Consider the following 25,708-nt stretch of genomic DNA (forward strand, 5'->3'; position numbering starts at 1 on the left):
CTCACACTGCCTATCTCAAGTACTCGGAAATACTGACAGGGTTATCCTGCGGCATTACCTGTATATATACATTCACCTTTTTTTCAAGGAGCTCATTAAATTGTTCCTTTTCTCCCTCGTTCGTCGAAATATTTTTATATAAAACCGTTCTATCCTTTCTTGCTCCCATCCCGCCTACATCAACTTCATCAATATTTATACCGTTATCTACTAAATAATTTAAGACTTGCGGACCTTTTACCAGAAGGATAGTAGGTGCATCTAAACCTTGTTCGAAAAATCGTACACCATCCTCTTTTGTAAAAATGCCGATTGCTATTTCTTCTGGCACAGCCATTTCCAATACTTCAATCATGTATTCATCATTTGCCGTGGCGTCATCTACAATAACCACTTGCTCTGCTCCTCTATTTTTTATCCAGGCTGTCATAACCTGCCCATGGATTAGCCGATCATCGATTCTTGTCAATACTAAGTTTTTCACGTTTACTTTTCTCCCCTTCTTTAAATAATTTCGCTTGAACTCCCAAGGAACCTTCGCTTGTCACTTTATCAACTAATTCTTCTAAGCTGTTATGACGTGATTTTTCAAAACACAATGTCAGCAGCATTGGTAAATTCATTCCTGAGATCAAACCAATTTTATATCTCTTCGCCAGATAAGCTGCGCTTTGAAAAGGAGTACCACCTGGTATATCAGATAATATAATGGTTTCTTGCTCACTATCTATATGATTTTCTTTGATAATTTCCTCCAGCTTTATTCGAAATTCTTCCGGTGCTTCTCCTTCATTTAAAGATACCGCTTTAACGCCAAAGTTCTCCCCTGCCACCATTTTTAAGCTTTGTAATAACCCTTGGCAGAAAGCTCCATGACTGACTAATACAACATTGATCATATATTCACCTCGTTATTATCCGTTATATCCTAAGATTCCTAAATAATAGCCGGCAATCCCCAGCACAAATATTGCCATGATAATCCATCCGGTATTGACTTTTCTTTTTAGCATCCACCAGACAAATAGCGTAATCCCTAATGGAATTAATCCTGGTGCAAGAGAATCTAAAACACTTTGAAAGGTTGTCGTTCCTTCTCCGATATCTATAGATAAAGGAGTCATAACTTTGACCAGGCTGGCTGCTAACGCCCCAACTACCATTAATCCCACTATACTAAAAGAATTAATGATACGGTCTATCGTTCCACTTTTCAGTATTTTAAGCAGGGATGTCTTTCCTTGCTTATAACCAGTGAAGAACATCATGTAACCGCATCCATAAATGAGTAACTCAAAGATTAATACAGCCAGGATTGGACCTAAATAACTTCCTTCCAACGCCAGCGAAACACCAATCCCGAAGATAACAGGGAAAAGAATTCCTTGCATAACTGTATCTCCAATTCCAGCTACAGGTCCCATTAATCCTGTCCGGACCGAGTTAATATCATTTTCACCTATATCCTGTCCATTGGCACGCGCTTCCTCCATCGAACAAGCTATGCCGTTAATAATCGGACCAATTGTATGCGGCTCCGTATTATAAAAGATCATATACTTTTTCAGCTCTTCTACTTGCTCATCCTTCGTATCATATAATTTTCTTATCGGTGTTAACATGAGATTAGCGGATCCCAAGGCCTGCAGTCTCTCATAATTATAACAAGATTCAGCAGAGGTAGACCATAACCAAGTCTTAACTAAGGTTGCTTTTGATAACCTTTTCGTATATGTCTCTGACGGATGTAAAGCATTAGCATCTTCAGTAACGGTAACAGGGGTGATTTTTTTATCTACAGTCAGACGTTTTACTGTTTTCCCTTTCTTCTCTTCTGCGGGTTTGCTGCTATTATAATATAAGATAATAGCTATAACTGCTGCGAATATGGAGATCCCTGTTATTCCCAAGCCTGAGTAGACAGTAAGAAAGAAACCGCCGATAAACCACGGAATGAGCTTTTTCTTTCCTAAATAATTCAATAACATAGCAATACCAAGAGCCGGCATAGTACCTCCGACAACCTCTAAAGCACTGATAACACTTTCAGGAACAGTTTCTATTAAATTCTGTGCCCAGCCACTTCCAGAAACAACAAGTAAGTAGGCTGGAACACCATATAATATAAAGGCTACAAAAAATGAAGGCACATAATTCATCAGCCGTACCCCGCGCAGATTACCTTTTTCCAGCAATTTATCTGCTCGATGAATCCATGCTGCATTCACAGTCATATACACTTGATTTAACAATAAGCCAAACATACTGAATGGTATGGCAAATGTGACAGCGAGTGTAGGCTCTGCTCCAGATAATAATGTCATAGCAGTACCGAATACACCTGCAACGATTGTATTACTAGGCATTGTTCCACCTGCGGAAATCCATCCCAGATAGATCAATTGTATATTTGCCCCAGCTAACATTCCCAGCATCGGGTCACCCATAAAAACGCCGACAAGCGTTCCTGTCACTAATGGATAAACCAGACACTTTGTGATAGGTCCAAAAAACCACCATTGCCCTAATGTTGCCAGTAAAGCCACCAATATTCCCGATAAAACCATTTGATTCACCCCTCTAATGGATTAATTTAATATTCTCCGCTCAAATAAACCATTACTTTCCCTTTTTTTGAATGTGAAAGGTGCTTTAATTCGGTTCCAATTTCCTCCAAATTAAGTTCAGCACTGATAATTTTCTCTGTATCAATTTTTCCTGATTCCAATAAGTTAATTGCTCTTTGAGACGTATGCGGATTTAAATAGGATGTGTAAATACTTACCTCCTTCTTATAAGCTTCAAATTGGTTAAAGCTTACATATTCATCTGGATTGCCTAACCCAAATAAGAGTACCTTTCCTTTTTTACCTGCTATTCTTATTGCCTGATCCATTGTTCTTTTCAAGCCAATGCATTCAATTACATAATCAACATTTATTTCTTGACTTATCTCTTCAATCTCCATATCACTTACTGCTTTTGAAGCTCCCAGCTCGATTGCCAGCTTCCGCTTCTCTGCTTCTTTCTCAACTACAATAATTTGGGCAGCTCCAGAAAGGCAGATCAACTGCAGCATTAAAGAGCCTATTGCCCCCATCCCGTACATGACAACCGTTTTACCGCTTTTCATTTCTATTAAATCCAATCCATGGACAGCGCATGATAATGGCTCCGTAAAAGCAGCACTTTTCAAATCAAGTGAATCTGATATATGGTAGACATTTTTCTCGGGAGGGTATACATACTCACTAAACCCCTTTGCTACTCCGTGCCGCTCATCGCAAAAATTAGGGAATCTCTGCTTACACCAATCACATTTTCCACATCCATAGCTAGGATCACAGGCTACACGATCCCCCGGTTTAAACAAGGTGCAATCGGGTCCAACCGCTTCAACGATACCGGAACATTCATGTCCCAGAATAACGGGAGGAATGATCACACTTGCGCCATTCATCCCTTGAAATTTATGAATATCCGTACCACAGAGGCCACACCAGGCAACTTTAATTTTCACCTCAGCCCCTTTTGGTTCCCGATTTGGAATTTCTCTTACTTCATATTTATAATCTCCAACATAAAAACCTGCCTTCACGATGTATTACCTCAACCTTCTATATTTTTGAATAGCTGTATCTTCCTCTCAACAATTTCTTCAATCGTTTCTAATCCGGGAATAATATTATTTCTGCTTGATACATTTTCTTTGTTCTTATCGTATAATTCCTTTGATTTTTGATTCCACCCAACTAATAACTCCGTACCTACATTAAACTTTCTAATACCTAAATCGATTACTTTTTTGACGTCTTCATCTTTGACACCCGTTCCTCCGTGAATTACTAACGGGATACTTACTGCATCTCTGATCATCTCAAGCTGTTCAAAATGAATAGATGTTTTCGATTTATATTGCCCGTGATTGGTGCCAATAGCGACCGCAAGCGCATCAATTCCGGTCAGCTCTACAAAATCAGCGGCGTCCTTTGGATTCGTTAACTGCACTTCATCTTGATTAACGATAATACCCTCCTCTGCTCCACCGATTGTTCCCAATTCAGCTTCCACACTTACTCCAAATCCTTTAGCGTACTCTACCACACGCTTTGTCCCCAGAATATTTTCTTTCAAGGGAAAGGAAGAACCATCGTACATAACAGAGCTGAATCCCGAATCAATTGCTTTACGGATATCATCAAAATTTTTAGCATGATCCAAGTGTAATACTGCATCGACACCATATTCTTCTGTCATTGATTTACAAATAGCTACCAGATTTTGATAGCCGATATAACTAGCTGTTCCACTGCTGACTTGAACAATAACTGGTGATTTCTGTTTATAGGCAGCTTTCATAATCGCTGGAAACATTTCTAAATTATGCGTATTAAAAGCCCCTATTGCCATATTTAAGTCATCAGCTTCTTGTAAAACTTCTTTTAATGTGACATACATGATTTATTTATCCTCCAACCTGCTTATTTACTTTAAATCCTTCCTAAACTCTTGCAATAGACCTAAACATTCGAATGTTATAATATCTAAATATACGTATATTTATTAGTTTTATTATATATTAATTAAAACGCTTTCAGACGCTTATCTAATGAAAACGCTTCCCAAAAAATCTGTTAAAGCAGGTGATTTTGAAAACTTATTCATCATATAGTTCTTTTATTTTTCATAGATTACTGATTACAGAATTAGGAGGATTTAAGATGATTATCCAGCTGGATAAAGAAATTTATGAAAGACTTTCTGAAGCTGAAGCTCTTGTAATAGATTATATAAATCAAAATGAAGATAAAATTCCGGTGATGTCGATTACCAGCATTGCTGAAAAATCGTTCACCTCTTCAGCTACTGTTTCCAGAACCATACAAAAATGCGGCTTCTCAGGCATTTCAGAGCTGAAATTCAAAATTTCAGAACAAAAACAAAAAAAGGGGGAAAACAATTCACCTTATGAAGTCAATAAAATTTTGGCAAAGTCTTTCCGCGAATGCACGCAGACAATAGACAACATAAGCACTACAGCCATACTCGATACGATTAAGTTCATAGAAAACGCCAATCGCGTATATATTTTTTCAAGAGGATTTACAGCTCTGGTAGCAGAGGAGTTCCAAATGTATTTACAACTGGTTGGGTTTAATACGGTGATTGTAAAAGATGTTATGTGGATGCTTAATGCAGGGAAAATTGTGAAAGAAGGAGATTTAGCCATTTTTATTACAATTCAAAGTACTACTCCTGAATTGGCACGTGCTGCAAAGGCTATTAAGACTAATAATGCCAAAATGGTTACTATCTGTTGTAAACCGGGAACAAAATTAGAGGAACTATCAGATATAACCATTCTTGGACATACCGAAAATATTATGAAGATTAAAGGATTAGATGTTTATTCCAGAATACCTTTAAACATCATTACCCGGACAATTATAGAATATATCAGTAAATGAATAGATTTTCATAATGCTTTCTTATTCCTTATATTATGGAACCATTTACGTTGCAAAATTGAGTACAATTATATTAGTAATGACATTCTCAATATGAATGGACAGGAGGTAATCAAATGAGTATTCTTTCTATCGGCCAGGCAGTTTACGATATAACTTTCCCAGCCGATACACCGATCGTTGAAAATCAAAAATACCGCATTCCACAAAGAATAGAATGTATGGGAGGACCCGCTGCAAACGCTGCTTATCTGTGCGCACTATGGGGAAGCAAAACTTCACTTATAGCACGTATTGGAGAAGATTTATTCGGGCAGAAAATCATAAGCCAATTAGAGGCCGCCGGGGTTGCTACTGCCTCCTTAAAAATAGATAATCAGCTGGCTACCAGTATCAGCTGTATTATTGTGAATCAGCAAAATGGACATCGGACCATTCTAAATAATCCTTTGCCTCAGGAAGACTTTGAGATAAATTGGCCAGATCACTCACCAGACGTCATTCTCATTGATGGGCATGAAAAAGAAAGTATTCTTAAAGCAGTTGAAAGATACCCGCAGGCAATTACACTCATGGACGCAGGAACTTTTAAACCGGAGCTTTTAGAGGTTATTGAAGCTGTTGATTATCTGGTTTGCTCAAAAGATTTCGCCTATCAATATTCCGGAGTAACTATTGATATGAATGATGAGCAAACCTGGCAGGAAACCTTTTCCAAACTTAAGGAAATTAACTCAAATACAATTGTAATTACCCTCGGGAGTGATGGGACTATCTACAAAAAGGGAGAAAATATTTATCATATACCAGCTTTTATTACAGAAGCTGTGGATACTACCGGAGCAGGAGATATATTTCACGGTGCTTTTGCCTACTGCTTAGATAATAATTATTCTTTAGAAGATACTATACTGATTTCTTCACTGACCTCTTCCATTTCTGTGGAAACGCTTGGTGGACAGCTCTCCATTCCAACTTTAGAGAGCGTTAGAAATCGAAAAATAGAAAGAGGGGTAAAAATAAAATTTTGACATGATTATATTATCCAGGAAGTGCAATATAGGCTGTGTAAGTATGAAGGAGTTTGTTTCAGCCCCTTCTTACTTACACATTTTTTTATTACTAGAATCGTCAAATCTGATTGTGTATTTATCAGAAGTAACACTAATGCATTCCAATTCTTACACAAATACATTAAATAATTATGTTTCCATTCACCATTTTTCACCTCCTACTATGTGTAATCCTTTCCAAAATGGGTATTAATTCTATATGCATTTCTTTTAAATCCTTATATACATTTTTATAGAAATATAGAAAGGAGTCATTTAACAATGGATTTTTCAGCATGGGTTTTCATCTTATTTGCACTAATTATCCTGGTAATAGCGATTATTATTATACCGCTTGTCTTATTTGCCTACATATACTGGAAGGATCGCAAACAAAAACAGCATGCCATTCTACGCAATTTCCCGTTGCTTGGAAAGATACGGTATATCCTGGAAAAATCCGGACCAGAGCTCAGACAGTATTTATTTGATGACGACACCTCTGGAAAACCATTTTCCCGTGATGATTATCGAGATATTATTATGCCTGCCAAATATCAGAAAAATATGATTGGCTTTGGCTCACGCCGTGATTTTGAGAAGGCGGATTTCTATGTAAAAAATGCTATGTTTCCTAAACAACAGGAAGAATTAGCTGTTGATAATACACAATGGGTTGATTCTAAAATTTATGCTGTACAAGAGGATAATTTATTGAGCCGGAAAGAAAAATTGGAGGATAAGCAAATTCAGCCGTGGCTCTTAAACGACGAACATACAGTAGTTATTGGCCCTTCCTGCAGAGAACCTTTCCGTGCGAAAGGGGTAATTGGTATGTCTGCCATGAGCTATGGTGCATTAGGTGAAAATGCAATTTCCGCCTTATCTAAAGGAATTGGCATGGCTGGCGGCTCCTGGATGAACACTGGGGAAGGAGGCCTGTCGGATTATCATTTAGCAGGCAATACAGATATCATTGCTCAGATCGGCCCCGGGCTTTTTGGTGTCCGTACAAAAGCTGGCGATTTCAGCTGGGATTTACTAAAGAAAAAGAGCGAAATTGCTCAGGTCAAAGCCTTTGAGATAAAACTTGCACAAGGAGCAAAAACTCGTGGAGGGCATGTCGACGCAGAAAAAGTAACAGAAAAAATTGCTTCTATCCGGAATGTTGCCCCTTATCAGGAGATAGACAGTCCGAATCGTTTTCATGAGTTTAACGATGTTCCTTCTATGTTCTCTTTTATCGAACAGATCCGCAATCATACAGGCTTGCCCGTTGGCATTAAATTAGTTATCGGCAGTCCGGACTCATTAGATGACATTGCCAGTTATATGAGAGAAACAGGTACAGGCCCAGACTTTATTACGGTAGATGGTTCGGAAGGAGGAACAGGCGCAACGTTTCAGGAACTGGCAGACCGGGTTGGTCTCCCGATTAAATCTGCAGTTATCATTGCAGACCAGACATTGAAAAAATACGGAGTTCGCGATCGTGTTAAATTAATAGCTTCCGGAAAGCTTTTTACGGCAGACCGAATTGCTGTCATTCTAGGCATGGGAGCGGATCTTGTTCAGATTGCCCGGGCATTTATGATTACAGTCGGCTGTATTATGGCGCAAATCTGTCATACCAATCGATGTCCTGTCGGTGTAGCAACCACAGATCCAAAGCTGCAAAAAGCGCTTGTTGTCGATGAGAAGTCCTATCGGGCATTGAATTATCTCGTTACTCTCCGTGAGAGCCTTTTTCGTATATCAGCAGCTGCTGGTGTCACTTCACCAACAGAGATTCAATCGTCACATATTCAATATAAAGATGACTATCAACGCGTTTGTTCATTGGATGATTTGATTGCGAAAGATTTTCCTGCTTCGGTTTCTAATTAATCCGGCTTGTTTCATGTGGAACTTTTAGTGCGGCTTTCTTTTATTTTTTATAAGACGAAATTTTTTGGAGCAGTGATTGCCTTTCTTACACAAAATCTCGTGATTATTTACTCCCTGAAGGTTATTGTTAATTAGCTTAGAGGGTTAACATTCATTATCTCCCGGCTGCATAAATTTATGATCAATCTCTCTTTTTAGCCGGGAGATGTGCACACTATTCTCCAAAAAAAGAACTTCGAATTTATTCAAATCCCAATAACAGAACATTGAATACCCACTCGAAATTCACATGAAAATAATTAAACTTTATCCACTTTCCCCTAAGACTGCGGCTCAAACTGCAAACCAGACAAAAAGCCGGTAATCTTCACCTTCTGCCCTTCCTTCAATTCAACATCAATATCCGGCTCCAGCGGATTAATCAAAACCTCAAAAACCTGCGGCTGCTCTCCTTCTTCAAAAATCTCCAAATAGCCTATTCCATCCTCTAGGTCTGTTGCAACGGAATAATTTCCAGGTTCAATATCCTTCCCGACTTCCGAGATACCCGTTGTTAATTCATTGGAACTTTTTGTCTCTTTCGGAATCAGGATAAGCTCTTCAACCCCATCCGTATAAACTGTATGAGAACCATTTAAATCTACAGTAATGCTTCTTAATCCATAACCATCATCCAACAATGCCTCGATAAGAAGCGTATCCTCTTCATCATATACGAGCACCCTTCCGGACTGAAAGTCATCACTAAAACCGAAACCGACGTTATATCTGCCTTCCGGTGGAGTAATTTCTTCTCCCTCTCTTGAGACAGGACCAATAATAAATTCTTCAGCTTCAGCATTACTGCGGTCAATGGATTCATACATCGTATCACTGACCTCACCGACAATCTCTTCTTTTTCTTCTCCAATAATTTCACTATTTTCCTGATAGCTTAATACCTTCTCAGATTTAGAGGATTGCTGACTGCAGCCGATCAGTACAAACAAGCAGATTAGAACAATGAGGAAATATATTTGTTTCACTTCATCCACGCTCCTTCCTCATAGCATTACAGCTTTCCATCTTCATGATAGTATTTCTCATAATACTCAGCAGTTCCAAGCGGTCCAATTGTTAATTCTTTATCTTCATAAGCTGACAATCTGGTAATCCACCTATTCTTTTCTGCTTCATCCATATTTGCGATCGGAATACAGCATAGGTGGTTTGCAATATAAAGATGGTCCTCTGGCAAAGACTCCTTTAATGCTCCATACTGCTCAGCTGATAAATCTATTTTAATAAATTTCTCATCCGTACGGCTGAAATCCTGCTGATGAATAATCCTGCCGCCTTTTAAGTAAAGAACCCTGTCCGCATATAAATCAAGATTAGAAAGCAAATGTGATGCTACAAATATAAGCTTTCCTTCTCTTTTCATCTGTATCAAATATTCTGAAATAAGGGCAACATTCTCTACATCCAGTCCATTCATTAATTCATCCATCAGCATAACAGGGGTATCTGCAGCGGCTACCATGGCAAAGCATAATCGCTGACGCATCCCCAGTGAATATGTTTTTACCTTCCTTTTCACATACCCTTCCATACGGAGATGTTCACAAATCTTCTGTACATGCGCTGTGCTTCCCTTCCACATATTGGCATACAGCTTCATATGATCCAGACCGCTCAGCTCTTCAAACAAATCTCTCTGTTCCGGAAAGGTCGTCAGCTGTTTATGAATCGCTATTTCATTTCTTTCCGTTTTATATTGCAGCTTGTCATGAAAAATAACTGTACCATTATTGGGCTTTAGAAAGTTAGAAATCACATGAAATAAGGTTGTTTTCCCAGTGCCATTCGGAGCTACTAAACCGATAATTTCTCCGCTTTCTGCAGTAAGTGAAAGGTTATCTAATACCACTTTATCTTTATAGCTTACAGAAATATTTTCCAGCTTCAGCATGATAAACCTCTTTTCTTTTCGTTTATTTTAGTACGTCCTCTTTAGAATGTTTTTTCTAATGGCATATCCTTAGGTATTCTCCGGTAATCAAATTTATTAATAGCGTAAATAACACCTATTAAGAGAAGACTTATACCACCTAATACAGCCATTGCATTCCAATAATCAATAAAGCTGTTCCCGAGTTCAACAGCAAGTTCACCAGACAGGACCTTACTCATATCAATAAATTTAACCGGGTGTAAAAAGCTCAAATTGAAGCCGGCAGCCATTACAATATCAGGTAATAGATAAATACCAAGCCCAACCAGTATATTGGCAAAAGCATTTTTGAAAAGCATGTTTAATAGAATAGATAGCAATAATAATAAAATTGTAACCAGCGCCATCCCTAGAAAGAGATAAAGAAGATAATGGCTGGCTGAAATCGCTGTGTATGCTTCATTTTGATAAATAAGTATTGGGAAGGAAATTTCATTCCCCTCCATTTTTCCAGACAGATACAGACTGCCTATTGAAAATCCAAGCAGAAGAAACAGATAAATAAATATACTGTAAACCATCACCTTGCCTGTTACCTTCCGCATAAAGGCTAAAGGCAGACCACGCATCACCGATTGGTGCTTTAGCTCATAAACAAGTAATTCATTTCCGCTGATTAAAATAATAACAAGAAACACCAGGCCAGACATCATCGCGAAGGCATCTGCAAAATAGTTATTGGTCATAAATGATTCCGAATCAACTGGTAAATTGTTGTCTTTAATATATTCCAGCAATGCATTTTCCTTTAATATCTCTTCCTTCGGGATGATTAAATAATCCGGGATACCTTCATTTCCTAATTCATGCACCTTCAGCCGTAATTGATTGATTTCCAGGCCTTCCTCAACGTATTGCTCTCCATCTTTTCCACTGCCAATATTCCACACCTGCATACCGAGCAGGCTTTGAATCTGTGAATGATAATCAAATACCTCTGCTACCTCAGGCACATCATGACGCTGCTGGTCAAGATGATAAAAAACAGCATAGGAGGTCTGTGTCTCCTCTCTTTTCTGTTCTGCTAAGTCTTTCGGCTCTTCATGACTGTAGTACATAAAAAATAATGGGAAAAAGAGCAGCAGAAATAGAGCGATGAAGGCACTTTTCCGATTTTTCAATAATAGCTTGATTTCAAAAAGGCTAAATTTCCAAAACATATGAATTATCCTCTCTGGCCAATGTGATCTCATCATTGTTCAATAAACGCAACTTCCACTTATGCTGCTTTACGGTAAAACTTACGCTTGGTTATCATCCGGGAAACAACAAACAGGATGATTTCCAGGACGACAATGCTGCTTAATAAGACAATAATCCCCTGCTGATAGGTAATAGATTCTAAATGCACCAAGTAATATTTTTCACCCGAAATGACCCGGCCAAAATCAAAGTAGGTCTGCGGGAAATAACTCAGCTCGATTCCAAAAAGCTCGGTTGTTGTCCTGGAATAGTAGATTCTCTCTGAGAATAAGAGAACTGTACTGACCATGATAACAATCCAGGGATTTTTAAATAATAGACTAAAAATAGCATTTAAACGGATGAACAGGTACATAAGAATCGGCATGATACCCAGTGACAAGAGCAGAAATTTTGCAATCGTAATATTATCAAACTCACTGTGCCGGTAACCCGAATAATCATCCGGCTCCGAGCTCGGCAATGTAATCGGCACTGGCAGCTTAAACGAACCAAAGCCATTCTGAATAGCGATAAGCAGCATCGCCACTAAAAATAAACCAAGTAGAATTAACAGGGTATATATAAAAGCAGCCAATGACTTCACATTTATCAGACGATACCAGCCGACCGGAATCCCCTGCAGGACACTGCGGTGTTCTTTATTCCTGGTTATCATGTCACTGCTGAAATATATTGCACAAAACAGCACGATCACAGCTGTCGTATCGAGAATAAACTTAACAGCTGTCTGCAGCGCCGTTTTCTGTTCTATCATTTCATAGGTAATCGGCACATTTGCATCTAGATAACCTTGAAAACGCTGACTTGTTAAGCTTACATTGCGTTCCATATCAAGGCTCGGATAAGGTGCATCAGAAATCAGCTGCCAATCCAGGCTTGCAATTTGCGTGTCATAAGCATCATCCTTCATTTTTAGTTGGACAAAACGTCCAAAATTCTGATCCTTGAAGGCATAAATAAGCCTGCTTTTCACTTGGAGGTCATATGTATTTTGGGCATAAGGGTTTCCAGTCTTTTCACCAAAGCCTGTTCCACCTCTATCAATCATCCCTTGCCTCATGGCCCCCAGGTTTTGCATCTCAGCCTCCTTCTCTTCTATATCAAAGGAATCAGCTGTTTCCATATTAGGCAAAATTAAAAAACAATAAGCTGCGATAAGACTAATTAATGCGATAATAAATAAAATATTCTTTTTGCTCCGGAACATCATTTTAAATTCGTGCATTATCATGGATATAGTCATTCCTAATTCCCCTTTTGATACAATTTGACGGATTATCTTTTCATGCATACTTAATGTCCTAGATGATAAACGATGAGGTAAAACCTTATTACGAAACCGCTTTCTTAACGGAGTATAGCACGCTTGGAGGCACCACATTCTATGGAGACTTGTCAACTTGTTCTGGTAAGAAGGAGCTTGGACTAAGATTGCTCGCTACGATGAAGATCATTACGATTTTGACCGGCTGTTTCTAATTCGGGGCTTCTTAAACGTCCATTTTTATGTAAAAATTTAAAATTGTAGAAATTTTAGTTTTCTTTTACAGTGTAGCTTAATGCCTACTAATTGTAAATAGGATTGTAAAAACTCTAATTTTTTACATAATACTCATCAGACATTCAAGCATTTTATAGTATTATTTAGAAAAAATAGGTAAAACTATCTGATTCACTATTACCATCAGCATGGGTTAGCAGGAGCTGATTTACCTGGCGAGGAATTCACGTTGGAGGAGCTCCTCAATAAGGCGGACAAAGCATTTTGTATGCCGCTAAAGAGAATGGCCGTAATCAAGTTCAAGCGGATAAAGATGCGGTTTAAAATGTAAATACGTAAAGAAAATAAATAGCCGTGTCTGATACTTTGTAAAAAGTACGACACAGCTGTTTTTCATCATATTATACAGATACACTATTTAGCAAAATTAAAAATGTACTTATTTCTGAAGTCGCTGATTAATCTCCTCAATAATTCCAGGCAGCTCTCCAAGCGTCCGAATCGTATAATCAGCACCATGCTCTATAAAAGTCTTCTCTATGCCAATAATCAATTCTTCCTGCTCTGCTTCAGATAACGCATCAAATTCCTCTTCACTTAATCCCATTTCCGAGCTGCCGATAACAACCGCTACAGACCAGACTTCTGCGTTTAATGCCTCATCTATATCGGGAATAGTATCTCCCACTTTAACCACATGGCGGGCTGCTGTCAGTTTCAAAGCTTCCATATTTCGATAAACCATATACGGATATGGTCGTCCCAATCCGCCTGTTCCGTCAGCGGTAATATAAAAGTCCGGGCGATATCCTTTTTTCTCTGCTTCTGGAACAACCACTTCCATCATCTTTTGTGTATAGCCTGAGCTGGAGCCAATTTTCAAGCCCTGCTTCCTTAACTGCTCTATCGTTTCCAGTACCTCCGGCTTCGGGTCCGTATACGCCGCCAATGTTTCCATGAGGGCAGATTCAAAGTCAGCATTTAAATTCTCTACATCCTGCTCCGTAAACTCCCGTCCATACTCTTCCTTCCATAAAGCTGAAATTCGCGGCATAGACAGCATTGTCCGGACATGATCAATCTTCGTCAGACCCATCGGCTCTCTTGCTTCTTCAATGGTTACTTCTATTCCAGCCTTTTTAAATACCGTAACAAATGCATTTACCGGTGCGAAACAGCCAAAATCAACTGTTGTTCCTGCCCAATCGAAGATGATGCCTTCTACTTTATTCATTTAACCACCACTCCCATATATTCTTGGATTACATTGCATAATCTTTCTATATCTTCTTCATAAACTTCTCCAATATTGCCGATTCGGAACGTATTGATTTCTGTCAGCTTGCCAGGGTAAAGAACAAAGCCTCTTTCCTTCACATAATGATAAAAATCTTCAAATGCAAACACATCATTTGGAAACAGAAATGTCGTAATAATCGGTGACTGTCTCTTATTCGGTATATAAGCCCGGAATCCAAGCTTTTCTAACCCCTCCCGCAGCAGCTGATTATTACGCTGATAACGTTGAAATCTTGCCGGAATCCCTCCTTCTGCAATTAATTCATCTATTGCTTTAGAAAATGCTGCTACCACATGCGTGGGCGAAGTATAACGCCATTTCCCATCCTTATTCATTGTCTTCCACTGGTCATATAAATCTAAGGAGAGACTGCTTGCATTTCCCTCACAAGCCTGCAATTTGTCCAGCTTGGCAATAACAAAACCAAAACCCGGCACGCCCTGGATGCATTTATTTGCACTGCTGATTAAGTAATCAATCCCCAGATCTGGAATATCCATTTCTATACCGCCAAAACTGCTCATTGCATCAACAATCAGTGTCTTATGATAAGCCTTGGCAAGTCCGGCAATCATTTCAACCGGATTCAATATACCTGTTGTTGTTTCACAATGCACCATCACCAGATGAGTAATCGTTATATCATTTTCTAAAATATACCTTAATTCCAATTCATCGGGATAAGCATTATATGCCACACTGTAATGCTTATAATTTAAACCGATATAATCAGCCATTTCTACAATTCGTTCCCCATAGGTACCATTCGTGATAATTAATGCTTTTTCCTTCTTATTTATTGCGGTTGTCATGACAGATTCAACAGTAAATGTACCGCTTCCCTGCATCAGTACAGCTGTATAATCCTCTGGTGAAGCCTTTGCCAAATCAAGCAGCTGCGTCCGGATTTTCTGGGTAATATTCTTATAATCCTGATCCCATGTACAACGATCAAAGAGCATTTCCTCCTTCACTGCAGCGGTTGTTGTTAGTGGACCTGGTGTTAATAATTTATATTGTTCCAAAATATATCGCTCCTTTTTGTAGAATAGGAAGGTTTAAAGATTCCGTTCCGATAAAAACATTTTAATAGCCTCGTCCTGCCTCTTATTTTGCAGAATTAAAGAATTCCTGATGCTGTTCCAATAACTCTACATCCAATGGCTGCTCAAATGTTTTTGAATGTGCAGGCTTATGTGCCTCGTCAACGGTTTCTCCTTCATAAAGAGCAACAGGATAGTAGGTTAACAGTTCTTCTCTTGCATCTGTCGAGATAACCTCTGCCATATCCATTGCCTTTTGTGTCTTCTCATCATCATCCTTTTTCACTACTGCTATTGCTTCCGTCAGTGAGAAATTCCCTTCTGTCGGATCAACAAAGTCAATTGGTGCTCCTGATTCCTTCGCTGCAACCGCCTGATGTCTGAGTCCGAATCCGGCAGCCACTTCCCCAGCCTGAACTTTACTGATTGGGGCGGAGCCGGAGCTTTCCAGATGCGGACCAACATTCGCAATCAGATTCTGGAAAATTCCCTTCCCTTCTTCCCCATATTCACTGATTACAGCCTGTACCATCAGCCATGCGGTTGAAGAATCATCGATGTTTGGAATGGATACAAGTCCTTCGTATTCAGGCTTTGCTAAATCTGCAATACTTTTTGGAGCTTCCAAGCCACGCTGCTTCAGTACTTCCGTATTTACAAAGATAGCTCCTGTATTTCCTAAAATGGGCGTGTAATAAGGAGGATGCTCCTCTAATGCCTCTGTTTCAAAAGTTAAATCTGCAAACATATCATTTTGTTCCTGAGCACTGTCCAGAAAATAAGAACTCATTGTAACTACATCTGCTTCGATCTGGTCTCCTTCTGCCAGCAGTTTTCCTCCCAATTCAGATGTTCCTTGAGACTGCAAAATATATTCCCCTTCATAGCCCGCATCATCTAATGCGGCTTCCATTGCTGACGTTGCTTCTTCATCTGCATTGGTATAAATGACGACATCGTCACTGCCTTGTGCGCCACATCCTGCTAAGGCAAACGCTAAACCAATTCCTGCTCCCAGGATTAACTTTTTCATTGATTTCAACATATTTCCCCTCACTTTTTATAGATTGCAGTTCTTTTTTGTAGAGCATCACACACAGCTCTGACCAATAAGTTGGTTAAGAAAATTAGTACTGATAAAACAAATATTTCATTGAACTTTGCAAAATGCTGCAGTTCATTAATTTTGCTTGCTACAACAGTTGTCTGGGCAGATACCAGGAAGATAACGCCGCTGATTGTTACCATCGCATTGACGAAATAGTAGCTGAACATCTCTAAAACAGTAGATACAGAGTTTGGTAAAATAACACGATATACCGTTTTAATCCAGTTATCTCCCAACAATTCTCCTGAAGTTTCCCAGCCCGGATTCATCTTTGTCAACGCATTTTTCGCCATTAAATAGGGTGTTGTAAAGTAATGCATGATATTACATAAGACAATAATGAGAAAGGTTCCTTTTAAACTGCTGTTATTGAAGAGCAGTAAATAGGACAGCCCAAGCACCATACCAGGCACTGTATTCGTAATCATCGAAAAAATATCGACGGCTTGTTTTCCTTTTATCGGTGTACGCGCATTTAGAAGCGCTGCTCCGTACGTGATAACCGTACCTAACACAGCGGTTAAAACCGCGACAATAAGTGAATTCCTGTAAACCGAAACCAGATCATTCGACTGGAAGATGCCAGTAATATGCTGCCATGTAAAGCTTAAATCATAAGGGAATGCCGTCACAAATGGCGTAATAAACATTACCGCAAATACAGAAAGCATCGCCAGCAGGACAATAGCGGCGGTCACTCCAAAGAAACTGTCTCTAAATTTACTTGGTGTTAGTTCTGTTTCACTGAACTTATCATAATGAAAATTGAATCTTTCGAGATAGTTCAATAGAATAACACCTGCGACTGCCGGAAATAACATCAGTACAGCAATCACAGCACCCTGACTGAAGTCTGGAATGGAGCCAAGCATTGCCTGATAAAGCTGCGTTGCAACAACGTCGTATGTTCCGCCTACGGATGCCGGTATCCCAAAATCTGTGAAGCTGAGGATAAAGGATAAAACGAATGCCCCTCCCAAAGCTCCTAATAATGGACGGACAACAGTGTTCAGAAAACTCCTTAACGTCCTGTCTCCCATCAGCTTGGATACAATAATAAATTTCTTATCAATATATTTGAAAGAATTATGGATTAACAGGAACGCTGCAGGCAAAGTATAAATAACATATCCAATTAACAATCCGTTAAATCCATAGATTTCAAATAAATTTCTGCCAAAAAGCTTTGTCAATAATCCCTGATTTCCAAAGGTATACATAATTGCAAACCCGTAAGTAATCGTAGGAATCAGCATTGGGATAAGAATTCCGACTTTCACAGCACTTTTTAGAGGTTGATAGATTCTTGTACAATTGACGGCATATGCTAAAGTAAATGCCAGCGTCGTAGTAATGATGGCTGTCGCACCTGAAACCTTGATGCTATTGCCTATTGCACTGATTAATGCGTTATTTGACAAAGCTTCCATATAATTTGAAAACCCAGCTCCCCCGTCGTCAGTGACAAATGAGCGGAAAAATAAGGCAAGCAGCGGAGCTATCAGAAAGGCAAAAAACAATATTAAGATAATGATAAAGATAGTCCGCATTTCCGGTTTTGCATTATGCATATTTTTCACCAAATAAATTATAGATATTTTGCCGTTTAATCTGCAGCTGTCTTAAAATAAAATCTTTCACAAAATCATTTTTCGGCTGATTAATAATTTCATATGGTGTGCCAAACTGCGAAATATTTCCCTGATTAATAATCAAGATCTTATCCGATATGGTTAAAGCTTCCTCCGGGTCATGTGTCACAATAATCGTTGTCAGGTTAAACTCCTTGGCAATTGATTTAATTCTTTCTTTAATCGATTCTTTGATCACACCGTCTAATGCACTTAACGGCTCATCCAAAAGCAGCAGCTTCGGTTTCGTAACTAAGGTTCTAGCCAAGGCAACCCGCTGCTTCTGTCCGCCTGACAACTCACCAATTCTCTTTTTCAAATGCGGCTTCAGTTCCAGAAATTCAATATATTCCCTGACCTCCTCCGCTGATGCAGTATCTTTTTTATTACGCAGCCCATAAACAATATTTTCATATGCATTTAAATGTGGAAACAGCGCATAATCTTGAAATACTATATTAAATCCACGATTTTTCATATCTACATTACTCAAATCCTCGTTATTAAAAATAACTTTTCCATGGTCAATCCTGGTCAGTCCCAAGATAATATTCAATAAGGTTGTCTTCCCGCTTCCGCTGGGTCCAAGCAGTGATACAATTTCACCGCTGTTGATTTTCAGGTCAATATTTTCTAAAACAACTTTCTGGTCGAATTGTTTACTAATATTTTGCAGTTCCAGCAAACTGACCACCTCCTCCTGAGTTACCTCCATCATATAAAACGAATATTAAGATAAATCCCTTATCGTGTTAAGAATATGTAAATTATGAACATATCAAGCATAACTTATGCACATTTTATAATTTAATATACTTAGACTTGGGCATAATTCATTCTAAATTTTATGTAAATAGATTGATTACATCGCAAAGTACCCGTAAACTGGATATAAAGAATAATCCATTCAAAACGTTACTATGAGGAGGATAAAATGCTTCCAGTTGAGAGACAAAAGAAAATGATTGATCTATTAATGATTAAAAAAGTAATGAAGATGCCGGAGCTTAAGGAAGAGCTGGAAATCTCAATAGACACACTGCGCCGAGATATAAATACCCTTGCCGAACAAGGAAAACTGAAAAAGATATATGGTGGCGTCAAATTGGCGGAGCCAAAGTTCGGTGAAGCTTCCATGGAAGAGCGGATGATCACCCATTTGGATGAGAAAACAGCCATTGCAAAAAAATGTAAGTCATTTATTGAGGATGGGGACTGCATCTATTTAGACAGCGGCTCGACGACTTATCAAATCGCAAAATATATTAAAGATAAAAGGAACCTGACAGTCATTACAAACTCTGTCCCTGTCATTCTGGAATTAATGAACAGCGCTGTTGAACTCATTGTAATAGGCGGGAAAGTCAGAAAAAATGAGCGATCTGTTGTAACCTATGATTACTTATTTAACTTTCATCAATTAAACATACAGAAAGCCTTTATCTGCGCAAGCGGAATTACGATGGATAAGGGAATTTCCGATTATAACGTGGAGGAAGCGCTTGCCCGCAAGAAGATTGTTGAGCTTTCTCAGGAGGTCTATGTTGCTGCGGACAGCTCCAAATTTGGAAGGAATGTTACTGTAAATATTACCGGGCTGGATGAGATTGATTATATTGTAACGGACGAAAGGGCAGATGAAGAAACTGTGAAACGATTTGATAAGGTGAGGACAGAGTTAATTATATCCAGTGAGTGAGGAAAAGAGACTTGATTCACTGACTTAGAGGGGGATGAAAAACTAAACTGTGTAACTAAGAGAACGTACGGCTCTTATCTTACTACGCAGTTTAGTTTTTTATTGGAATCTGTAAATAAATTCTATTATTGCACTATTTTCTTCTGTTCCGCAGGTCTATCTGCCACTCCTGCCCATTTCAATATTTCCTTCTTTAGAATAATTGCTCCCGGTGCAATTTGCTCTATCGAACTATACTCTTTAGGGTTATGACTCAATCCTTTTTCTGATGGGATGAATACCAGCCCCACCGGACATAGTTTTGTCATATTCATGGCATCGTGTCCAGCACCGCTTGGCATCAGCTGATAAGCATATTCATTTTCATCGCAGGTTTTGCTTAATTCCTGGATAACTTCTTCACTTAACACGACTGGAGCCTGATCGTTTGTTCTTATATGATGAATAATTAATCCGCGTTTTTCCTCTGTATCTTTTATCGATTGAAATAATTTTTGAATAACCATTTTCTTCGACTCCTCTGAAATCCCGCGAATATCTACTTGCATCTTCACCCTGCCAGGAATAACGTTCATCGCTCCCGGCTCTACATCACAAACACCAACAGTAGCAACCGTCCCGACAGATTTTCAGCTTTGGCTGCTTTTTCAATTGCAAGCGCGATTTCAGCTGCCCCCAAAAAAGCATCTCTGCGGTAACTCATCGGAGTTGTTCCAGAATGTGAAGCTTCTCCTTCTATATTTAACTGAAATCTTGTCGCACCTGCTATTCCAGTCACAATACCAATGGGTATATTTTTTTCCTCCAATACAGGTCCTTGTTCAACATGGAGCTCAAAAAAAGCTTTATATGCTCCATTTCTTTGTTTTGCCCCACTAAGTTTATCTAAATGAAGCCCGTGTTTTTTGAAGGCATCCCTCAAAAAAATACCATCCTTATCTTGTAAGTCAGCTATATCTTCTTTTTTCAATAAACCGGCAATTGCTTTACTGCCCAATGTTGAAAAACTAAATCTTGCTGACTCCTCACAGGCAAAAACAATTAATTCCAATGGATGTTCTGTTTGAATATTTGCCTCATTCATACTGCGTATAATTTCTATTGCAACTGCAACCCCTAAGGCCCCATCGTATGCACCAGCTTCGTATACACTATCAATATGCGAGCCGAATGCAACAGCTGGCAGCTCCGGATTCATCCCTTCCCGCTTGGCGATAAGATTCCCCACAGAATCAAATTTAACGGCCATCCCTTCCAGCTCGCAGATTCTTCCAATTTCAGCAGCAGCCTGACGCTCAACATCTGTATAAGCCAGTCTGTTGATACCTTCACCTGCTTCACTGAATGAATTAATATTTTTCAAAGTCTGTTCCATTCTTTTAAAGTCCAAGTCAGCTGACTCCTTCCGTTTTCAAATGATTTATTGTTATAACTTATAGATTATATAATAATTGCTGTTAACTGAATGATACACAAATTTCAGAAAAATAAAATATAAAAACCAACTAAAACTAGTTGGCTTTTTGTCTTTAACAACAATTATATAATTTTTTATTCTATTCTAAAACTCCATTTCTTTTAGAAAATCTTCGTAATTTATCTCCAAAGTTTTACAGCACTCTTCCACTTCTTTAAAGAAATCAAAATCATCTTCCGCTGGCATATCCCTGTATTCAGAATAATATATTATCAGGTTATGCAATTTTACAAAAGCAGCTAACTTCGGCTCGTTTTCCATTTCGTCACATCCTATCCGTAATTTTAAAAGTAAAGTTAGTTTAACAAATATCCTCTCTGTTAACAATAGTAAATATATCAAATTTTCAAACAAGTAATATTCATTGTCAATTATAATCAGGCGGAATTATTCATTCCTCTGGAACCAGTTTTAACTCCAAACCATCCGCTTCATCCATCCTCGTCTCATGATAATTCCCTTCAACCCAATCACTCATCTGATCATGATACCACTCACTTCTGAAATGACCGTCCTGCCCGGGCCCAACAATATGATATCCTGCATTCATATCATCAGCATCTATCACAAAGCGCCAGGAAGCGCCGTGATCTACTTCTCCTGTTTTTGAATTATAGCTGGCAGCCATTGGTGTCACACCAGTTCCTCCAACTGGGATAGCATCTTCCTTATTAAAGAAAAATGCTAAAAATGGGCTGACCCCTGATAGTGGATGATTGAATGGAACTTGATGATAGTCACCCCACGTCCATGCAGACATTTCCTCCCCATAATCTTCCTCCAGCTTTTCCAAGGCTGCTTGCAAAGAGCTATGCAATACATTTTCTACGCCGCCATTTTCATCCAGCCAGATTGACTGCTCTCCATCTCTGTCCAATCGCAGCATATTATCTATCGATTGGGACTCTGTTGAAAATAAGTCTCTCATCGTATCGGGAATTTTTCCTTCATAGATTTCATTTTGAATCTCCTGCATCCAATGCTCAAAAATCAGCGGCTGCGGCTTATCCTTATCTGCTGTAAAATCCCAATCTGCCAGCAGTTTTAGGGCTTTTTGTTCCTGCTCCGTCAATTCTATATCGCTCAATGTTTCCTGGAAGAAAGGAACAAATTCCCTTGCCCTTAAATCCGTCTGATCCATTTGCAGATTCTGCATATCTTCCACTGTAAAATTATCGCCGGATTCCAGCACTTCTTCAATCCGTTCATAGCGGTATGGCTGCGCCCACACATTGCTGATATGATAAGGGTAGTTATCCGGCGCAATCTTGTTATTGGCAGTTGCAATAAAGCCCTTTTCCGGGTTCACGACAGCAGGAAGCTCATCAAATGGGATAAAATCCTGCCATTCATTCTCTGCTTCCCAGCCGTTTAATGGTAATAAAGCATCTTTTCCATCTTCATAAATCGGGATTTTGCCATTTGCTTTATAGGCAATGGTGCCATCCTGAGATGCAAACACAAAATTTTGTGCCGGAACGAGAAACTTCTCCAGTCCTTCTTCAAATTCCTCCCAATCAGCTGCACGATTCATCTCCATAATCGCTTCTAATTCCGTACTTGCATCCAGCGCTGTCCACTTTAAGGAAAGCACTGTCTCTTTCCCGGTATCTTCGGCAAACTCTGAAATAATAGGGCCATGACGCGTTTCTGTCACTTCATAATGAATTGTTTCTCCATCCTTTACTTTAATCGGCTCCTCAATGATTGTTGCCTCTTCCCACGCATCTTCATATAAAAACTCATTGGCATTATCCGGATTCCGCTTTTCAATATATAATTGCTGTACATCTGGACCCGTATTGGTCACTCCCCATGCTATCTGATCATTATGACCAAGAATAATCCCCGGCACGCCGGCAAAAATAACTCCGCTCACATTCAGCCCATCCTCTGATTCCAAATGCATTTGCAGCCAAATGGATGGAGTAGCCAGCCCAAGATGCGGATCATCTGCCAAAAGAGGCAATCCTGACGCTGTTTTATCCCCACTGACAACCCAGTTATTACTGCCATTAAAAGGATGAGGAATAACTGCATCCTCAAAGCTTGCCGCAATATCCAGCTCACCATCTTTAATGATTGTTGGTCTATTTTCTGGATAGGCAGGGAATAATTCATATGCTTTTTCCTCATCATATTCATTCAGCAGATAATAATTAAATGCCTGCTGTTCCCAATGTCCTCCAAGATCAAATGCCATATACTTTCCAATCGTCAATGAATCCACCGGCGTCCATTCCTCCGGTTCAAACCCCATTAATTTAAATTCAATTGGTAAGCTGTTATTTGCCTTCGCTTCCTCTATATAAGCATTTACACCTGCAGCAAAGTCCTCCAGAACTTCTATGGACTCTTCAGAATATACCTCATAGGATTCCTCGGCAGCACGTCTTAACCCGAGTGTACGGAAATATTTATCCTGACTAACAGCATCCTCGCCAATCACCTCACTCAGCGTTCCCGACGCCTGTCTTCGGGAAAGTTCCATTTGAAACATCCGCCGGTCTGCCTGGATGTAGCCCTGTGCAATATACAAATCCCGGGCATTATCCGCCTGAATATGCGGCACTCCGTCTTCATCCGTTATCACGGTAACTTCATTCTCAAGCATCGAAAGCTCCACTGTTCCCTCCGTTTCCGGAAGAGATTTATTTATGTATCCGTTTGCAAATAAAAAAACAGCAAGACCAAGGATAACTATAAAACCAAGTATGCCGAGCAGGATTTTCTTTTTACTGAATCTATTTTTCTTAATCGATGTTTCATAGACTTTCTTTCCCAATTACAGGATCCCCCTTTGTAAAGCTCTTTTTAATGTCTATCTAATGAGAAGCATAGCATGTTGGATTCGGATGTCAAGATTTCTATATTATGGAATATATGCTGAATGATTCATTTTTATATCCCTGATGCTGGTTAAAGCATAGCATGCCAGAAATCAAACAGGGCAATATGAGCGGGATTGCTCATATTGCCCTGTTCCTTGTAATTTACTTCAACTCCGGCCAGAATGCTTTATTCGCCTCGATTAAGTCATCTAAAATATCCTTTGCTACTTTTGCACTCGGCACCGTTTTAGACAAGGTGATGGCCTGCCATAATTTTTGATAAGAGCCTTCTTCAAACGCTTCTACTACTAATTTTTCCACGCCAACCTGCTGCTCCATCAGGCTCTTTTGGAATCTTGGGATTTCACCGACAACCAGTTTTTCCGGCCCCTTGCTGCCGACGATACAAGGAACCTCTACCATTGCTGTCGGATCAAAGTTAATAATCGCCCCATTATTCTCTACAATCATCAGCATACGTTCCTTTGTATTAAAGGCAATTGCTTTTGCCAAATCAACGATGTAAGAAGCATGCTCGTCAATAGTCAGCTTTGTTTCCTCCGCTGTCCCGTTCTCAATAATTGCCTGACACTCCTCAAAAATAAATTTCTCACGGCCCGCCATTACTTCATTAGCACGTGTATATTCTTTATTGGAATGAGCAACTTCATAATCTGGATACAGATAGTATTTTAAATACGTGTTCGGTACTGTTGCAGGATCAAGCACTTGAACATCCCTTGCTTTTTTAAGTGTACTGTTCCAGCTTTCCTGCTGTTCCAACTCAGACGTTCCATCTGTCGCGTAACCATGCTGACTCACATGCTCTGTCACCTTGGACATCAAGCTGTTTCCTTGCTTGTCGCGGATATCTGTCCACCAGCCAAAGTGATTCAATCCATAGTAATCTACTTCCATCTCTTTACGTGATGATAACCCTAAGTTTTTCGCAATCAATTCTTCAATACCAATCGGCATATCACAAATATTTAAGATCTTAGAGTTTGGTCTTAATTTACGGGTTGCCTCTGCCACAATAGCTGCCGGGTTAGAATAATTTAACATCCAGGCTTCCGGGGAATACTTTTCCATGTAATCTACCAATTCCAGCACTCCCGGAATGGAACGCATACCATAAGCAATTCCGCCCGGACCACATGTTTCCTGACCAACAACCCCATGCTTCAATGGAATTTTCTCATCCTGTTCACGCATAGCATATTTGCCGACCCGGATATGTGCCATAACAAAATCCACGTTAGTAAATGCTTCTTCAGGATTTGTGCTGGCCAGTAAGCTTACTTCCGGTGCCCGTTCTTTTAATAAAATCTCACATGCATCTGCAATCGTTTTTTGTCTCTCTCCATCATTATCATAGAGTTTAATCGTATCAATCGGAAACTCATCCAGATAGTCGAGCAGCATCAAAATAATGCCCGGTGTAAATGTACTTCCGCCTCCAGCAACTGTAATATTAAATTTTTTCATAATAAAATTCCTCCTCATATATGT

The 25,708-nt window shown here is 39.3% G+C and carries 23 protein-coding genes; 4 read left to right on the plus strand and 19 right to left on the minus strand.

From position 1 onward, the window contains the following. Positions 1–10 precede the first annotated feature (10 nt). The 5 genes from IEX29_RS10720 to IEX29_RS10740 are packed head-to-tail and all read right to left on the minus strand — an operon-like array spanning position 11 to position 4,458. Positions 11–484 carry a PTS sugar transporter subunit IIB gene (locus tag IEX29_RS10720; RefSeq protein WP_188734464.1) on the minus strand — a complete coding sequence of 158 codons (474 nt, stop codon included), beginning with the start codon at positions 482–484 and terminating at the stop codon, positions 11–13. Continuing rightward, entirely contained in the window at positions 453–899 is a 447-nt protein-coding gene (locus IEX29_RS10725) for a PTS sugar transporter subunit IIA (RefSeq protein WP_188734465.1), read from the minus strand. The genes IEX29_RS10720 and IEX29_RS10725 overlap by 32 nt, the downstream gene beginning before the upstream one ends. A 15-nt stretch (positions 900–914) precedes the next feature. Then, on the minus strand, positions 915–2,567 hold the full coding sequence (locus IEX29_RS10730) for a PTS system mannose/fructose/sorbose family transporter subunit IID (protein WP_188734466.1): 1,653 nt from the start codon (positions 2,565–2,567) through the stop codon (positions 915–917). A gap of 26 nt (positions 2,568–2,593) precedes the next feature. After that, on the minus strand, positions 2,594–3,598 hold the full coding sequence (locus tag IEX29_RS10735; RefSeq protein WP_188734467.1) for a zinc-dependent alcohol dehydrogenase family protein: 1,005 nt from the start codon (positions 3,596–3,598) through the stop codon (positions 2,594–2,596). Positions 3,599–3,609: 11 nt separating this feature from the next. Then, the gene (locus IEX29_RS10740; protein WP_188734468.1) at positions 3,610–4,458 is read right to left on the minus strand and encodes a class II fructose-bisphosphate aldolase; all 849 of its coding nucleotides are present in this window, start codon (positions 4,456–4,458) and stop codon (positions 3,610–3,612) included. A gap of 263 nt (positions 4,459–4,721) precedes the next feature. On the opposite strand from IEX29_RS10740, the gene IEX29_RS10745 reads away from it, so the two are divergent. The 3 genes from IEX29_RS10745 to IEX29_RS10755 all read left to right on the plus strand — a co-directional run bounded on the left by IEX29_RS10745 (position 4,722) and on the right by IEX29_RS10755 (position 8,407). After that, entirely contained in the window at positions 4,722–5,468 is a 747-nt protein-coding gene (locus IEX29_RS10745; RefSeq protein ID WP_188734469.1) for a MurR/RpiR family transcriptional regulator, read from the plus strand. A gap of 116 nt (positions 5,469–5,584) precedes the next feature. Beyond that, positions 5,585–6,499, plus strand: coding sequence for a carbohydrate kinase family protein (locus IEX29_RS10750; RefSeq protein WP_188734470.1), 915 nt, complete (start codon positions 5,585–5,587; stop codon positions 6,497–6,499). Positions 6,500–6,802: 303 nt separating this feature from the next. Further along, positions 6,803–8,407, plus strand: coding sequence for an FMN-binding glutamate synthase family protein (locus IEX29_RS10755; protein WP_188734471.1), 1,605 nt, complete (start codon positions 6,803–6,805; stop codon positions 8,405–8,407). A 320-nt stretch (positions 8,408–8,727) separates the two neighbouring features. Here the strand turns inward: IEX29_RS10755 and IEX29_RS10760 are convergent, their stop codons facing one another. From IEX29_RS10760 to IEX29_RS10800, 9 genes are all read right to left on the minus strand, one after another. Beyond that, positions 8,728–9,432 carry a hypothetical protein gene (locus IEX29_RS10760; RefSeq protein WP_188734472.1) on the minus strand — a complete coding sequence of 235 codons (705 nt, stop codon included), beginning with the start codon at positions 9,430–9,432 and terminating at the stop codon, positions 8,728–8,730. A gap of 26 nt (positions 9,433–9,458) precedes the next feature. Further along, complete coding sequence (locus IEX29_RS10765; protein WP_188734473.1) at positions 9,459–10,358, minus strand: ABC transporter ATP-binding protein; 900 nt, start codon at positions 10,356–10,358, stop codon at positions 9,459–9,461. Between the two features lie 41 nt (positions 10,359–10,399). Then, positions 10,400–11,560, minus strand: coding sequence for a hypothetical protein (locus IEX29_RS10770; RefSeq protein ID WP_188734474.1), 1,161 nt, complete (start codon positions 11,558–11,560; stop codon positions 10,400–10,402). A 59-nt stretch (positions 11,561–11,619) separates the two neighbouring features. Then, positions 11,620–12,849: an ABC transporter permease subunit gene (locus tag IEX29_RS10775; protein ID WP_204799031.1), complete on the minus strand. Its 1,230-nt coding sequence runs from the start codon at positions 12,847–12,849 to the stop codon at positions 11,620–11,622. 697 nt (positions 12,850–13,546) lie between these two features. Further along, positions 13,547–14,341, minus strand: coding sequence for a phosphonoacetaldehyde hydrolase (phnX, locus tag IEX29_RS10780; RefSeq protein ID WP_188734476.1), 795 nt, complete (start codon positions 14,339–14,341; stop codon positions 13,547–13,549). Next, positions 14,338–15,432, minus strand: coding sequence for a 2-aminoethylphosphonate--pyruvate transaminase (gene phnW / locus IEX29_RS10785; RefSeq protein ID WP_188734477.1), 1,095 nt, complete (start codon positions 15,430–15,432; stop codon positions 14,338–14,340). The genes phnX and phnW overlap by 4 nt, the downstream gene beginning before the upstream one ends. Before the next feature lie 82 nt (positions 15,433–15,514). Beyond that, positions 15,515–16,483 (minus strand): extracellular solute-binding protein, encoded by a 969-nt coding sequence (locus IEX29_RS10790; RefSeq protein ID WP_229720177.1) that lies wholly within the window; start codon positions 16,481–16,483, stop codon positions 15,515–15,517. Positions 16,484–16,503: 20 nt separating this feature from the next. After that, positions 16,504–18,129 carry an ABC transporter permease subunit gene (locus IEX29_RS10795; RefSeq protein ID WP_188734479.1) on the minus strand — a complete coding sequence of 542 codons (1,626 nt, stop codon included), beginning with the start codon at positions 18,127–18,129 and terminating at the stop codon, positions 16,504–16,506. Beyond that, positions 18,122–18,874, minus strand: coding sequence for an ABC transporter ATP-binding protein (locus tag IEX29_RS10800; protein ID WP_188734480.1), 753 nt, complete (start codon positions 18,872–18,874; stop codon positions 18,122–18,124). Before IEX29_RS10800 ends, IEX29_RS10795 begins: the two co-directional genes overlap by 8 nt. 249 nt (positions 18,875–19,123) lie before the next feature. On the opposite strand from IEX29_RS10800, the gene IEX29_RS10805 reads away from it, so the two are divergent. Beyond that, positions 19,124–19,888: a DeoR/GlpR family DNA-binding transcription regulator gene (locus IEX29_RS10805; protein WP_188734481.1), complete on the plus strand. Its 765-nt coding sequence runs from the start codon at positions 19,124–19,126 to the stop codon at positions 19,886–19,888. 125 nt (positions 19,889–20,013) lie between these two features. Here IEX29_RS10805 and IEX29_RS10810 read toward each other — a convergent pair whose 3' ends face one another. The 5 genes from IEX29_RS10810 to IEX29_RS10830 all read right to left on the minus strand — a co-directional run bounded on the left by IEX29_RS10810 (position 20,014) and on the right by IEX29_RS10830 (position 25,684). After that, positions 20,014–20,463: a M20/M25/M40 family metallo-hydrolase gene (locus IEX29_RS10810; protein WP_229720178.1), complete on the minus strand. Its 450-nt coding sequence runs from the start codon at positions 20,461–20,463 to the stop codon at positions 20,014–20,016. Between the two features lie 11 nt (positions 20,464–20,474). Next, positions 20,475–21,278 carry a Zn-dependent hydrolase gene (locus IEX29_RS10815; protein WP_188734483.1) on the minus strand — a complete coding sequence of 268 codons (804 nt, stop codon included), beginning with the start codon at positions 21,276–21,278 and terminating at the stop codon, positions 20,475–20,477. 171 nt (positions 21,279–21,449) lie between these two features. Next, on the minus strand, positions 21,450–21,626 hold the full coding sequence (locus tag IEX29_RS10820) for a hypothetical protein (RefSeq protein ID WP_188734484.1): 177 nt from the start codon (positions 21,624–21,626) through the stop codon (positions 21,450–21,452). Positions 21,627–21,756: 130 nt separating this feature from the next. Next, positions 21,757–24,150, minus strand: coding sequence for a penicillin acylase family protein (locus IEX29_RS10825; protein ID WP_188734485.1), 2,394 nt, complete (start codon positions 24,148–24,150; stop codon positions 21,757–21,759). A 208-nt stretch (positions 24,151–24,358) separates the two neighbouring features. Next, positions 24,359–25,684, minus strand: a complete 1,326-nt coding sequence (locus tag IEX29_RS10830) for a 6-phospho-alpha-glucosidase (protein ID WP_188734486.1) — start codon at positions 25,682–25,684, stop codon at positions 24,359–24,361. Between the last annotated feature and the right edge of the window lie 24 nt (positions 25,685–25,708).

Source organism: Oceanobacillus neutriphilus (assembly GCF_014645515.1).
GTDB lineage: Bacteria > Bacillota > Bacilli > Bacillales > Amphibacillaceae > Oceanobacillus > Oceanobacillus neutriphilus.

Bases quoted from the DNA above. Each gene is read 5' to 3' on its own strand.
- IEX29_RS10725 (WP_188734465.1), bottom strand. From the start codon at position 899: ATGATCAATGTTGTATTAGTCAGTCATGGAGCTTTCTGCCAAGGGTTA.
- IEX29_RS10730 (WP_188734466.1), bottom strand. From the start codon at position 2,567: ATGGTTTTATCGGGAATATTGGTGGCTTTACTGGCAACATTAGGGCAA.
- IEX29_RS10740 (WP_188734468.1), bottom strand. From the start codon at position 4,458: ATGTATGTCACATTAAAAGAAGTTTTACAAGAAGCTGATGACTTAAAT.
- IEX29_RS10745 (WP_188734469.1), top strand. From the start codon at position 4,722: ATGATTATCCAGCTGGATAAAGAAATTTATGAAAGACTTTCTGAAGCT.
- IEX29_RS10750 (WP_188734470.1), top strand. From the start codon at position 5,585: ATGAGTATTCTTTCTATCGGCCAGGCAGTTTACGATATAACTTTCCCA.
- IEX29_RS10755 (WP_188734471.1), top strand. From the start codon at position 6,803: ATGGATTTTTCAGCATGGGTTTTCATCTTATTTGCACTAATTATCCTG.
- IEX29_RS10765 (WP_188734473.1), bottom strand. From the start codon at position 10,358: ATGCTGAAGCTGGAAAATATTTCTGTAAGCTATAAAGATAAAGTGGTA.
- IEX29_RS10770 (WP_188734474.1), bottom strand. From the start codon at position 11,560: ATGTTTTGGAAATTTAGCCTTTTTGAAATCAAGCTATTATTGAAAAAT.
- IEX29_RS10775 (WP_204799031.1), bottom strand. From the start codon at position 12,849: ATGACTATATCCATGATAATGCACGAATTTAAAATGATGTTCCGGAGC.
- phnX (WP_188734476.1), bottom strand. From the start codon at position 14,341: ATGAATAAAGTAGAAGGCATCATCTTCGATTGGGCAGGAACAACAGTT.
- IEX29_RS10790 (WP_229720177.1), bottom strand. From the start codon at position 16,483: ATGAAAAAGTTAATCCTGGGAGCAGGAATTGGTTTAGCGTTTGCCTTA.
- IEX29_RS10795 (WP_188734479.1), bottom strand. From the start codon at position 18,129: ATGCATAATGCAAAACCGGAAATGCGGACTATCTTTATCATTATCTTA.
- IEX29_RS10805 (WP_188734481.1), top strand. From the start codon at position 19,124: ATGCTTCCAGTTGAGAGACAAAAGAAAATGATTGATCTATTAATGATT.
- IEX29_RS10810 (WP_229720178.1), bottom strand. From the start codon at position 20,463: ATGAACGTTATTCCTGGCAGGGTGAAGATGCAAGTAGATATTCGCGGG.
- IEX29_RS10820 (WP_188734484.1), bottom strand. From the start codon at position 21,626: ATGGAAAACGAGCCGAAGTTAGCTGCTTTTGTAAAATTGCATAACCTG.
- IEX29_RS10830 (WP_188734486.1), bottom strand. From the start codon at position 25,684: ATGAAAAAATTTAATATTACAGTTGCTGGAGGCGGAAGTACATTTACA.